A 12,786-nucleotide genomic window follows, 5' to 3' on the forward strand; every position below is an offset into this window, starting at 1 on the left:
ATCTATGAAACAAATCAGCAGTCGCTTTTCCATTGCGGTTCATACGCTGTCTCTGGTCGCTGTTGTGCCCAATGAGTGCACTGGAGATTATATCGCCAAAAGCGTGAATACGAATCCCGTGATTATTCGACGGATCATGTCCAAGCTGAAACAGGCCGGCCTGATTGAGGTTAGACCCGGTGTCGGCGGTGCTTCCTTGTTGAAGGACCCGGCGGATATTACCCTTTTGGATATATATCGAGCTCTTGAAGTCGTCGAGGATGGGGAGTTGTTCAACTTCCACAAACATCCGAATCCAAATTGTCCGGTTGGCAGCATGATCGAACAAACTTTGCGTGCCGAACTTATTGAGGCTCAGACAGCCATGGAGCAGCGCTTGAATCGTGTAACGATACAACAGATGATGGATCAGGTTCACGTCTCTGAATAAAAAAAGCTCATTATGAGCTTTTTTTAACCTTTCGTTGTAATCACACCTGTTATAACATCTACGATTACATCCATTCATGTAGATTGACATTTCAGATTAGTGTCGATACAAAACACACCCCATAGGAGGAAATATCAATGAAAATTTTAGTTACGGGAGCAACAGGTCATTTGGGTTCACTGGTCGTAGAGGCTTTGTTAAAAACGGTATCTGCTGGGGATCTGGCTGTAAGTGTACGCAGCCCCGAGAAAGCGGAAGCTCTTCGTGCTCAGGGCGTTGACGTTCGTCACGGTGATTTCGATCAACCGGAAACATTGGAAAAAGCGTTTGCTGGCGTGGACCGTTTGCTGCTCATTTCCACCGATGGTGACAATGAAACGCGTATTCGCCAACATCAGACTGCCGTGGACGCTGCCCAGAAAGCAGGAGTTGGATTCATCGCTTATACCAGCGTTGTGAATGCAGAGAATAACACTCTTTCCCTGGCTGAAGTACATCGCGCCACAGAACAGGCGATCCGCGAATCCGGCATTCCTTATTCCTTCCTGCGCAACAACTGGTACCTGGAAAATGAAGCAGGTAGTGTGCAAGCAGTTACCCAGGGCGCACCTTGGGTGCATGCAACTAACTCCAGCCAAGTAGGCTGGGCTACTCGCAGCGATTATGCTCATGCTGCTGCAGCTGTTCTTGCTGGGGAGAAACATGAAAATACCGTATATGAGCTGTCCGGCAAATTGCGTACTCAGGCTGAACTGGCTGCCATTGTTGGTGAAGTGCTGGGACAGGAGATCAACGTACAAAACGTGGACGATGCCGCATACGCTGAGATCATGAAAGGTGCAGGTCTGCCAGACTTTGTTGTCTCCATGCTCGTAGATATGCAAAGTGCCATCCGTGAAGGTGCACTGGCTGTAGCAAGCGACACATTGGAGAAATTACTTGGCCGTCCGGCTCAACCATTGAGCGAGGGTGTTAAAGCGATTTTGGGCAAGTAAGTTTTGGGTACGAAAACTCTCCAGATCCGAACTCTCTCTCTGTATACATAGAGGAGAAGTAATGGAAATCAAAAAGGGACACATCAACGAATGTTGAATGTGTCCCTTTTTGTGCAGTTAAGAACTATAACACCATCTGGAAGCTGAACAGATCACTTATACAAGTGCGTGTCTTCAAACCCACTGAAAGCGTAAGCCGACATGAACGTGTCAGGGCATGGCATCTTGAATGTACAAGTAAGCGAGTACTAACGAATCGGAGGCGTCTTATTCAGGGATTTAAAGTGACCACAGAAATCTAAGAAACCTGAGACACGCTATATCAGAATAAACAGCTGTTTACAGCGTTTTTGTCAGGAAATTCAGGAAATAACGTGTCTGAGGTTCCTTACTTTTTAGAAAGAGCATCTGAAGGCGAAATAAGACGTCCTGAGTTCCTTAGAAAAGGGTCTACTAGCCGGCTTGGACTTCGAGACAGTGATTATTGCTCGATGTAACGTGCCGGGATATGATCGGCCAGCCAAATATTTTCGTTTCCATGATAAAAGAGTATTCCGTCTTTGGCCGCTTGATTGGCATTAATTTTCAGTATTATCGGCTGGTCATCACGTCTTCTTCCCACCTGATTGGCAGTATCGATATCTGCGGACAGATGTACATACTGCCTTTGGCGAGGCTGCAAACCTTGTTCCATAATGGAAGCAACCGACCGCAATGGGGTACCATGATAGAGTATCTCCGGTGGATCAGCAGGTATTTTGGATATCTTTTGCGGAGTCGAATGACCATATAATGCCCGAATGCGGCCAGAACGGATCTCATGTCTCTTTTTCTCCGAGGCTTGAATCATCTGCTCCAGATCGGCTTCCGTGACTTCCTTCCACTGTGGACTTTCATGTAAAGCCACTAACAATTGGGGAATCTCCACCCAGCCTTCTTCGTCCAGCTCTAACTCATACTCCCAAGGGGCGTGACGCAAGACGTAGGAAAGTTCCTTGCTTAATTTCATCAGATCCATTGCGATCATCTCCCAAACAAGTTAAACAATTCGTTAGAAATTTATACTATCTGTAACCACTACGTGAAAGGCTGAACGCTCTGCTTCTTCAGTTTCTTTCCGGTTGTACTGCCGCCAAAATCTCCTGAATGTTGCCAGCCAACCCTTCATCGTCCTCTTGGTTGAATTGACGGTGTCCATCAATCCCACGATGAATAATCGTGTTCATCACAGGATGAACTTCACGATCGGAAGCCACCCGAATCAAGTCATCGGCAAAATCGACAGCCTGCTGTTCACTGTAGTTAAACGGCTTAATCAGCATCCGGATGCTCAATGCATGAGCCTGCGACTCCCCTAGTTGATCCCGATGGGTAATGCCATATACAGCGCCAAATCCAAAAGCAGCAATCACCTGACGCTCCAGTTCCGTTGTCTGTTCCAAAGGCGTACTGATCAGTTCACAAATTTTGCCTACCATCTGCTCCAGCTCTGAAGCCGCCCCAGCCAAAATTACGTCGTTAATATCTTCAGCGTTGATATAATCAGTCATGTTGTATTTCTCCATTTCTGAGCCGTATTGGATCCATTCTCTCAGACTCTATGACAACATTGTATCGAAGTTTGGGTGTTCGTTTCAAATCCATTTGCAAATCCACAATCGATGTTTCAGATTACTTGTAAATGAGAAGGCTATTTATGCGTAGTGCAACTTGGTAAGTGTTCATATGCCTCACTGTTAATCCCGACGTGATTCATCGTTTGGCGCAGCTCCGAGACAAAGTCCAGAAAATACACTTCAGAACTACGACTTCCTGCATAATACTGGAGGTCATAATCGTAGTTTAACCTCGAATATACATCATGAAGATCGTCAACCAGTACCTTTTTCATATCCTCTCTCGTAATGGCTGGATCCATACTGCACTCGTTGACCAAGGTCTGTAGGGTTTCCTGGAGAGCCTGTTGATCGTATGACGGGTTAGACAACAGATGCTGCAAATCGTACAGGTCTTTAAACCGGGGCCTCACTATCGATTGATGTAGCTTCCATGCAATCTGAATAGAGAGTGGTACGGTGTGAGGAACGACAAAAGCTTCACCAACCATAGGTTGATACAATAGAGCAACAGATTGCTCTTCCAAGTCCAGATTAAAAGATATATCCAGGTGCAGCTCATCCTCATACATATCTTCTTTCCTTGGTTCACTATCAATATAAAAGGCAAGCTCCGTGTTCACCGTGGGAAAATCATCCGCCATCGCGTAGTCTATTCTGCGCCAAAAGGTATTCTCCCGAAAGCTTCGGAATACGATACCGTCATTCAGATCCATCTCAGTTACCCGAATCATCCAATCTGTAAAAATTTCATTGGCTTCATCCTCGGTCTCAATTCGACCTGCATACAAAAAGTCAATATCATCAACATACCGAATACTTGGATTCTCCAAATACTGTCTGGTTAACAAGCTACCTTTTAATATAAATGGGCCATCTACTAGAGTGGCACGTTTCAATAAGGCTTCTAACACCACAATGAATCTCTCATCCTCATTTAAGAGGTGCATTTTTATGTTTTTTCCAGACAACCGTTCTCCTCCTCAATTCATCGTACTCAACATCCGGTTAGATCCATCCACGATCCAATTCTTCCCGGCTATCGTAGATGCACAGTTCATATTGCTGTTTTAACAGTTCGATCTTGTTCATATGCAAAATGGCATGAATCTCTTCAACTCTCCGATAAAAATCTTCTGCACTTTCATATTCTCGGACCGTTACGAATCTAATTTTTCCATTCGCATTCAACGAGTTCCGTGAGATATGTCCGCCTGATCCGGGGCACAACTGCTTCAACCTGCCCACATCATCAACATATACTTTACCGTGCCATTCGAAATAAGGCTTGGACTGCGCCAGCATCGGCTGATCAAAATACGTCTCTTCCTTTGCGGGAATTTCCACTTTGGTCCGAACAACCGTGAATCCATTAACCCGGAATTTCGTGGTAACCTCTTCAATAACATCCTTTACTTCTTCATAATCCGTGCTATGTACAATACCTGTAATCATCGGTTGATTAATATATTCACCTTGGTCCAAGACGATCAACACGTGCTTCACGTTCTGGTCATTACAGATGTTGATAAAGGTTTCCTTCTCATTATGCTTCAGATCACTCATGGTTACATGATATTCAAATTCCATCGGGTCACTTCCTAACTAGTTTTGGTCATCTGTCAAAAGATAGCTCTATCTTCTCATCTTCTGTTAATCGTTCAGCCACATCGTTTAAATCGAATTCTTCCAGATATTTTTAATGGACTATAGTCTACAGATATACGGTGAATTGACCACGTGCTAACATGAACTAGAGTAACCTTATTCATTTAGCATTTCAAAAAATTCAGATATATTGAGGGCGACCTTTTGTGTCACAGGAGAAAACTTCTCTGATTCTTCATGAAACCAAATAACTACAGCAGGCTCTTCTGTTTCTCTGAAATCCAAACAAATAAAATCTCCTGAAAAAAGAGCCGCAATAGGAACTACATTCATTCCCACTAAATCTTCATTGTCAGTTAATCTATCCTCTATTTGTGCAATAGTAGCTTCAATATCATACCAACCATTTATGGGATCAGACTCACTGTCATTCAATATACAAAGAAATTTTTCAATTGTGTATTCTTGCTGATTAAAACTAAAGATATTTGTGATTGGTACAGCTCCATTATTCTCCTTAATAAAAATTCTATAAGCTTCGGGAAATGAAACTCTCAAGCTTCGCTCAACTACATCTAATAATTTATCGATTGGCAATGGAAAGACAATCGTATTAGCATCCAATCTCACTTTTTCCACTCCCTATTCTTATCTTTTGGCATGCACCACCTGGACACTAACTTTGGAAATTATGTATTCTCGATCTAACCTGTGTTTTGCTATATTTTATTTAGCTCTAAAACTCATAGTCCCACCCAATCTGCTATGTTTCATAATGGATTATCAGGATACTTTTCTGGATACATAATTATCAATCCTCTACTTTATTCATTATATGGTAAATAACAAAAATATTCACATCACCAAATAAGTAACTGATCATCAAAACTGTAATTCGTATCCAATCCAATTTGTATAATCATAGTGAATCATGAATCTACCATTCCTTCATCCCATTGGTCCCATAAAATGATTGATTGTATATTGTTTTGTTTATTTAGTTAACAATGCCAAAAAATCTTTAAAACTTTCCGCCAAAAAATAACTCACTGGATCGAATTCACCAGAATTTGCGTGATCCCAGACACAAACATTAGGAGAATTTCTAGATTCACGAAAATCTAAGCATAGAAAATCACCAGAAAATAGAACAGCTACTGGTAACAAGGCAACTCCTATTAAGTCCTCATCAAGTTGGGATTTTGTTGCGTCAATATCAAATATTCCAAGTTCATTGTCGGTTGGATCTTCAAGAATGCACAAGAATCTAGTAATTAAGTAATTATGACTATTACAACTAAAAGAACGTCTTTCAGGAATGCATCTGCCCACATTCCGGTTGATCTACCACCATTATGAGTAGTAATGTTGTGTATACAAAAGGGAACTAATTGCATTTTCCCCGGTACTTCAGTGTGATGCCATGTATAAGATCCGTTGTTAACCAATTTCATTATGTTTTCTGGTAAATTTTTCTGCTCGTAAATCCATTGAACTCCCCGTCCAATCCTTTCATAGTCATCTCATGTTGCTCGAATTCACCCATCAGGGTAGTCGAGGAACTGTGTGTGATCTTTCACGAGGAACTGACAATTTAGAAGTCTGTTCTCACAAAAATACCTATCCCATCTAAATTGTTCTGATGGAATAGGCCCTTTGATTGCAACTCGTAGCTATTAATTCTTAATTATGATTATTCCTACGTCCGGGAAACAAATAAACTATCCAAAAGGTCAATGAAACTTTTGGCGATCAGTCTGATATGTGCTTCCTCTAGAGGAAGTTTCTTTTCAATATAATTGTCATAATCCATATCGAAATGATATACATTCCCTTTATTAGGTCCTTCTACTACAATACACACTAAATTATTTCTCGGTGTCTCACTTATTGGATAATAAATTCTCGATAAAACATTTGCTTCTGTGTACAGACGATACTTTTGTTCTGAATTATTATTTAAATTATGAGACAAAGGAAAAACATCAAAATAGAAGACTCTATTTCACCTTCTTTTTGGTCATCATTTGTAGTAAATCTTCTTCTAGCACCAGTGTTGCCACCATTCTGTAACATTAAAAATTTCTTATAGTCATCAGGAAAAATGATATTATACTTTTTCTCGACTGTCTCGATCTCCTGGAGACTTACAGGAGGATATGAACTTTTTTTAATAATATTTTCATCTATATTGATACTTATTCACCCACCTATCAAGAAAGTCAATAAAATTCATCGCTGGCCTCATGTAATGTTTCTAAAAGCTCAGAAAAACTGTTACATACCTCTGTAATGGAATCCTCACCAAATTCTTCATTGTTAAGAAAAACAACTGAAGGTGAATTTTCACTTTTTCGGTAATCAAAACAAAGCTAATTGCCAAAAGGATCTATTGCAAATGGAAATATCCCTTTTGGCATGAAATCACTTATAAATTCATAAACTACAACAATATTAGGCTCACTTGTAAAGCTTAGTAAATGGTCAAAAACTCCCTCTCCTCCATCATCATAGGAAAATATATTCGGTACAGGATGCCCACCATTATAGTTTTTAACACATTCTCTATAGTCATCAGGAAATTGTATACCATATTTTTTTTCAACCTTATTAATTATATCTTCACTAATATCTCCAACCGTACGTTTCCAAATTATTCTCATTTTCCATTCTCCAATTAGCTTTTATATACCTCCTATAGATGCCCCGTATAGAAGATAATACCTACGGTTAAACATTTATATCGGTCTCCATTTTTTATTTTCATTCCATTGGTCCCATAAAATGATTGATTATATATATATGCTCAATAAATTTAACTTTTTTTAAATTCTCAACTTTCTCTGATCCACCTAATCCTAAAAGAGGCACATAGCCAAAACATTCTTCGTAAGCAGGCTCTCCATATTTTTCAAGCGCTTCAAGATAGGGAGACCAGTCAAGAGCTTTATTCAAAAAATATTCATCATTTATGTCCCCAAAAAAGTACTTGAAATTTTTCCCTATAACATTTACTTCATGCTTTCTGAAGTTAAGCGCCATTAAGTATCCATCTTCCCAAATCAATATATCTCCCATTGCTGTTGTAAATAGAGGAATTGCTAATTTTGCTCGACTGTAGGTATCCTGTAATAATTCTATATACTGATCAGGATTAATAATTCTCAAATATCCATTGGAAAGACTACCCAGTCCATATTCCTTCCATACTTCAATTAGTTGAATAGGTATTACAGATTGGTACTTCTCAATGACGTTTGCCGGCATGTTCTCTTTAAAAACAAAATTTGAAATGTTCACCATGTGTCCTTATACCTCCATTAGCTCATAAAACATTTCCTCGCAATTTCTTACGTCATCTTTTTTCTGGAAATCGATATTAGAATAAATCTCACACTTATTCTATGAAAGACTCATGTTGGAATAAGTTTTTTGTATATCATCGTGTCCTGTATAAAAATGGAATCTAAAGTAATTGATTTTCACTAAAACCTATACCTTTCATCCTCTTTAAACCAATATTAATTCCTAATTTAGATTTTGGATCGGATTAAAAGCATATGGAGATTTTTTAAAATAATCATTTATAGGTAGACGATATAAACTTGGATTAAAATTTGTTTAAACTGGAGGCAACTTTCAAAATAAATCATTTCTTCTACATAAAATTGAACAGCAGTAACCTTTTTTTAACCCTACACTGTAAAAACTCTTCTGATTGATTAAAAAAACCTATGAGAGAACGAGATTAACAAAAATCAGGTTAATCATGGTTGTTTCCATCCATAATCAACCTGTTCAATGTAATCCTATTTCTAATTCTCTATTAAAGCTTGATGTTAACACATATAGGCTACGATATCTTTGATCAGTAATTATAAGTCGTCAATCTCGCATGGAGGTTTATTTAAAAATCTCTCATACCAACCTCCTAAAGGAAGATGACTCACCCCCATAATTTCCAACTCATTTACTCTAAACACGAATGCCCCCTTTCTTTCTAGGATTTTCAACAATGGTTCATACACGAACATATACTTGGAGTGTTGGGGATGGTTCTCTACATATTTCCCCAACTTCAAATAAAAATTTAAAAATAATTCTACATCAGAAAATTGATTCATATATTTTATTATTTCCTCATTGAAAAATAATTTAAAATCTATTAGTTCACTAGTGTCACCTAAAAGACAAGATGTATCAGTAAACTTAGGGGAAATGGGTGTTATATTTTCCACTTAAAAAAAAGAAGCCAATCTTCTGAAAAATTCATATCCTAATCTCTCATTCTCCTTAGAAATCACTGTTCCAACGGAACTCCAGTCAAGCTTCTTAACACTAGACACAACATCATTTAAAAGCATAACTTCACCTCAAATTCTAAGTGTGCACAGAACTGAGACGACAAAACCTTTATACAAATATGACTAAGTTAAGTCTGCTAGTAACTAGCTATCGGGCTTATTCGGCGCTTTTCACCCTCCTAAATAAGGAAACTTAAAAACTTTTATAGAAACTATCACATTCTGGCTTTGTACACTGTAAAGAATATCTGTGCAATCACAAATAAAATGAATCAACAACATTACTGCCAATTCTAATCTAGTATAGTTGTTACAGGCTTCTGTTCAATATTTTCTAATATTACCTTTCTGCGTGTATTAAGATCGTTAAATTGTTCTAAAGGCAACTTATCCTTTAGTTGATGTAGACTCAAACCTTTCAATTCTTTTAACAAATACTCTTTAGATTTATGAAACACCTCTACATGAGTTAATAATATCTCTCCGTAAGCTATAACTATTATAGATTTTTCAAAAATACCGAGATTCATTGTTGTTTCAAATTCGCTAAGTGTTCTAGATAATGCTTTAGTGCCACTCATATTTTCTAACTTAAATTCATGGTATGTTTCATTTACTGCCTCAAACAATTCCTCGTATTCCCAGTGCATATAAATACCTCCACTAATTTTTTGGAATAACAGGGATGCCCCCATTATGAATAATTTCAATTGTTATATTCGGATACTTCGCCTTAAATTGACTTATAATATTATTACAACTACCACATGTATCTTTTTCAGTAAAAAGTTTAATATGGCCCTTTACCTTTACATTATCACCGAGTTGATAGGCTAAATCATTAAACATTTTATATTCTGAATCTGGATTTCTCGAATAAGGCACTCCATCCGGTCCTGGAGCTTCCGTAGCTTTAAATACTGGAGTTCTCCCTTCCTCTATAATTGAAATGTCATTCAGTTTTGTATTTCCGCTCCTTGTGTTCACTCGACTGTGGGCATAAAATTCTTTTTTTGTGATACCTTCGATATTAACCTTCATCCATGCAAAATTACCAACTTTCTTAAGTACAGAATTTGAAAGTATACCTTTTAATTCTGATACTCGGTCAAGTACATCCTTGTCGGCTATAGGATCAATCTTCCTTGAGGGTACCCATACAAAATCAATTTGTTTTCCAGTATTAGGATCAATAGTATACCTGTGTTCAAGTTGTGTTTCACCCTGTTTCACTTCAGGTTTTTCCGTTTCTCGAGTCTTTTCTTCCCTTCTTCTTTTATTATTTTCACCTTTTCCTTTTCTCTTAGATGGAGAGTTATTCCACTCATTTTTTCCGTTCGGAGTTTCGTTCTTTGTAGCATTCGAAGTTGGGCTTTCCACTTGTTCCTTGTTTGTCTGAGCGGACTTCGAACTTAACTCATTGGCATTATCCGACTTTTTCCCCGACGTACTAGATGCATGACTTGAATCATGACTCTCTTTCTTGCCACCACTTGATGATCCTGCTCCTTCACCATCGCCAATTTTATTTTTCCATGGGCTTACCTTCGATATTCACTTCTGCATGTGCAAAATTCAGTTCCTCTACAGTAGAAAGTAAATTTGAGAAACGCAAGAAAGCTAAGAAACAAAAAAATAAGTCAGTTGCGGTGATATACTTGACTTCGTTATCTCCTTCTCCTTTATTGGCGGTGCATGGTGCGCATGGATGTTGGAGGTACAAATCAAAAAAACGTGTCAATCATGGTAATATCTAACCATAATTGACGCGTTCGAGGTACGATATCGAGATTAACTAAACATCATTATTATTAAGATCAATTCTCTCCAAATTAGAGTCACTTATATCGGTTTCTAGCCTACTGCTATGAAAATCAATCCAATTTTCAAGAACAAAAGCAGCACTACCACAGCTCAAAGCCCTGTCGCTATCGAATCTTAGTTTCCCACCTCTTTCAAAAAACTTAATAATAGGTTCATAAATATTTGCTACTTTTAAGACTTCCGATAAGCCTTTTTCAACAACATATGCTGTTTCTAAATAATTTCTACATATTTTATAGTGTATAGGGTTGTTAATGTCAGGCAAACTTTCATCCACAACCCTATCAATTTCTAGCAGCAAATCATTGTTTTCAATATTTAGGACTCTAACCGGACTTCCTAATGGGCTTTGATTAGAAATATAAGAACTTGTAAAGACAGCAATTCTTCTCAAGTATTCAGCTAACAGAGCTGAATGTGATTCTTTGGGCTTTTCTCCTGTATTCCAGTCTATTTCATTTATTTTTTGCACCGCACTACTAAAAGACAATCTCATATTCATCACCTTTTTTGATTTTATAAAATCTCGAACTTTCCTCCTTATATCCAGGAAATGTTCCAAATTCAGGTTGTGCTACAGCATTATCATGTGCACCAGGAGGCTTTGATTTCCAGGTTTTCGACTCGAAATCCCAAGAACCTGGATGCCTATAGTATTCTGCCCCAGAATCCATTCGTGCTTTTTCATCTAATTCATGTGCTTTTAACTGTTGAAACCATTTTTTCTGATCAGGAGTCAGTTCTCCATCCAGAACTTTGTGATAAGCATATATTACTTCGGGATCAGGTGTTAATCTAGTTTTATAAAAGTATAAACCTTTCTCATCGTAAGCTGGAAGATCATATTTATTAAGAAACAGATGTGATTTTAAATCAATTGCATCCTGTAACTCCAAACCTGTATTCTTAGCAAAATCCTCTATATCTTTCAATCCTGTACTTCTTATTTCTTCAGCTTTCTTTTCAGCAGCAATTTCAATCTTAAATTTAAATTCTTCCTCGGGAGGATCACCATACCTCTTCGTATCTTTTCCCGTCCCTCAGCCTCTGATTCACTTTTTTGTCTTTCTTCCTCTTCCCTTTTACGTTTTTCCTCCTCTTTTTTCTTTTTATCATCTTTACCTTTTCCTTTTTTCTTCGATGAATCTTGTTTCCACTGATTATGACTGTTGGGAATCTGATTATCTTTCTTGTTAGTGCTGGATGAACTTGTTCCTTCACCATCGCTCGATTTTTTCCCTGTACCCGAATTTGATCCTGTAGTGTCCGCTTCACCCGATGTTTGGGTCTTCTTACTGGTATTCGGAGATGGATCCTCTTTCTTGCCGCTGCCTGATGAGCCTGTTCCTTCACCATCGCTAGGCTTCTTCCCTGTACCTGAACTCGAACCCGTACTATCCGTTTCACCCGATGATTGGGACTTCTTACTAGTGCTTGGGGTCTGATTCGTTTTCTTGCCATTGCTGGAGGAACTTGTTCCTGCCCCATCGCTTGACTTATTCCCAGCGTTCGAGCTTGTTTTCCCTCCTGAACTAACTTCCCCAGCACTACCCGACTCTTTGGGCTTGTTGTTTCCCAAGTTGCCCCAAGGCTGAAACCGGATGATTTGGTTCTCTTTATAATAATCGCTGACGGCTTTAACAATCACATCTTTTGACTTTTTCACAAATGTCTTTGTTTTGCTTGTAGCCGGTTTATCTGTCACCGTTGTTCCTTTAGAAGCAGCACTTGGAGAACCCGTTGTTCCTGGATGGTCTGAAGATTCTGGTACACCTGAAGAACCCTTTTTCGTACTTACTCTGCTCGTAAATCCATTGAACTCCCCGTCCAATCCTTTCATAGTCATCTCGTATTGCTCAAACTCTCCCATAAGCGTAGATAATTCTTCTTCGCTCATGGGAGCCATAATTCGCAGGGCAAGATACTTCTTCTGTTCGACCGTCAGATTCTGTTTCTGCCAGTAATTATAGTCACCAAGCTCCTCGGCGGTGATGTCTATTCTCCCGATA

The 12,786-nt window shown here is 38.7% G+C and carries 17 protein-coding genes and 1 pseudogene; 2 read left to right on the forward strand and 16 right to left on the reverse strand.

Features of this window, described 5'->3' with window-relative positions:
• Positions 1-4: 4 nt before the first annotated feature.
• Both ACFTRD_RS20185 and ACFTRD_RS20190 read left to right on the forward strand, forming a co-directional pair.
• Positions 5-430 (forward strand): Rrf2 family transcriptional regulator, encoded by a 426-nt coding sequence (locus ACFTRD_RS20185; protein ID WP_192269176.1) that lies wholly within the window; start codon positions 5-7, stop codon positions 428-430.
• Between the two features lie 137 nt (positions 431-567).
• The gene (locus ACFTRD_RS20190; protein ID WP_379383020.1) at positions 568-1,425 is read left to right on the forward strand and encodes an SDR family oxidoreductase; all 858 of its coding nucleotides are present in this window, start codon (positions 568-570) and stop codon (positions 1,423-1,425) included.
• 481 nt (positions 1,426-1,906) lie between these two features.
• On the opposite strand, the gene ACFTRD_RS20195 is transcribed toward ACFTRD_RS20190, so the two are convergent.
• The 16 genes and pseudogenes from ACFTRD_RS20195 to ACFTRD_RS20270 all read right to left on the reverse strand — a co-directional run.
• Entirely contained in the window at positions 1,907-2,443 is a 537-nt protein-coding gene (locus ACFTRD_RS20195) for an RNA 2'-phosphotransferase (RefSeq protein WP_379383022.1), read from the reverse strand.
• An 88-nt stretch (positions 2,444-2,531) separates the two neighbouring features.
• On the reverse strand, positions 2,532-2,975 hold the full coding sequence (gene imm48 / locus ACFTRD_RS20200) for an Imm48 family immunity protein (RefSeq protein WP_379383024.1): 444 nt from the start codon (positions 2,973-2,975) through the stop codon (positions 2,532-2,534).
• 140 nt (positions 2,976-3,115) lie between these two features.
• The gene (locus ACFTRD_RS20205; protein WP_379383026.1) at positions 3,116-4,012 is read right to left on the reverse strand and encodes a nucleotidyl transferase AbiEii/AbiGii toxin family protein; all 897 of its coding nucleotides are present in this window, start codon (positions 4,010-4,012) and stop codon (positions 3,116-3,118) included.
• Between the two features lie 37 nt (positions 4,013-4,049).
• Complete coding sequence (locus tag ACFTRD_RS20210; protein ID WP_379383028.1) at positions 4,050-4,631, reverse strand: hypothetical protein; 582 nt, start codon at positions 4,629-4,631, stop codon at positions 4,050-4,052.
• Positions 4,632-4,805: 174 nt separating this feature from the next.
• On the reverse strand, positions 4,806-5,279 hold the full coding sequence (locus ACFTRD_RS20215; RefSeq protein WP_379383030.1) for an SMI1/KNR4 family protein: 474 nt from the start codon (positions 5,277-5,279) through the stop codon (positions 4,806-4,808).
• A gap of 363 nt (positions 5,280-5,642) precedes the next feature.
• Complete coding sequence (locus ACFTRD_RS20220; RefSeq protein ID WP_379383032.1) at positions 5,643-5,981, reverse strand: SMI1/KNR4 family protein; 339 nt, start codon at positions 5,979-5,981, stop codon at positions 5,643-5,645.
• Entirely contained in the window at positions 5,924-6,103 is a 180-nt protein-coding gene (locus tag ACFTRD_RS20225; protein ID WP_379383034.1) for an HNH endonuclease signature motif containing protein, read from the reverse strand. The genes ACFTRD_RS20220 and ACFTRD_RS20225 overlap by 58 nt, the downstream gene beginning before the upstream one ends.
• 245 nt (positions 6,104-6,348) lie before the next feature.
• Positions 6,349-6,633, reverse strand: a pseudogene (locus tag ACFTRD_RS20230) (SMI1/KNR4 family protein); the annotation flags it as partial.
• Positions 6,609-6,851, reverse strand: a complete 243-nt coding sequence (locus ACFTRD_RS20235; RefSeq protein ID WP_379383140.1) for an SMI1/KNR4 family protein — start codon at positions 6,849-6,851, stop codon at positions 6,609-6,611. The pseudogene ACFTRD_RS20230 and the gene ACFTRD_RS20235, both read right to left, overlap by 25 nt.
• A gap of 170 nt (positions 6,852-7,021) precedes the next feature.
• Positions 7,022-7,312: an SMI1/KNR4 family protein gene (locus ACFTRD_RS20240; protein ID WP_379383036.1), complete on the reverse strand. Its 291-nt coding sequence runs from the start codon at positions 7,310-7,312 to the stop codon at positions 7,022-7,024.
• Between the two features lie 100 nt (positions 7,313-7,412).
• Positions 7,413-7,952, reverse strand: coding sequence for a T6SS immunity protein Tdi1 domain-containing protein (locus tag ACFTRD_RS20245; protein WP_379383038.1), 540 nt, complete (start codon positions 7,950-7,952; stop codon positions 7,413-7,415).
• Between the two features lie 1,294 nt (positions 7,953-9,246).
• Positions 9,247-9,603 carry an Imm3 family immunity protein gene (locus ACFTRD_RS20250; protein ID WP_379383040.1) on the reverse strand — a complete coding sequence of 119 codons (357 nt, stop codon included), beginning with the start codon at positions 9,601-9,603 and terminating at the stop codon, positions 9,247-9,249.
• A 13-nt stretch (positions 9,604-9,616) separates the two neighbouring features.
• Positions 9,617-10,333: a deaminase domain-containing protein gene (locus ACFTRD_RS20255; RefSeq protein ID WP_379383042.1), complete on the reverse strand. Its 717-nt coding sequence runs from the start codon at positions 10,331-10,333 to the stop codon at positions 9,617-9,619.
• Positions 10,334-10,748: 415 nt separating this feature from the next.
• The gene (locus ACFTRD_RS20260; RefSeq protein ID WP_379383044.1) at positions 10,749-11,273 is read right to left on the reverse strand and encodes a hypothetical protein; all 525 of its coding nucleotides are present in this window, start codon (positions 11,271-11,273) and stop codon (positions 10,749-10,751) included.
• Entirely contained in the window at positions 11,257-11,709 is a 453-nt protein-coding gene (locus tag ACFTRD_RS20265; protein ID WP_379383046.1) for a hypothetical protein, read from the reverse strand. The genes ACFTRD_RS20260 and ACFTRD_RS20265 overlap by 17 nt, the downstream gene beginning before the upstream one ends.
• 11 nt (positions 11,710-11,720) lie before the next feature.
• A partial coding sequence (locus tag ACFTRD_RS20270; RefSeq protein WP_379383047.1) for a hypothetical protein occupies positions 11,721-12,786 on the reverse strand: 1,066 nt, incomplete at its 5' end.

Origin of the sequence: Paenibacillus sp. NPDC056933 (assembly GCF_042674385.1) — a bacterium.
GTDB lineage: Bacteria > Bacillota > Bacilli > Paenibacillales > Paenibacillaceae > Paenibacillus.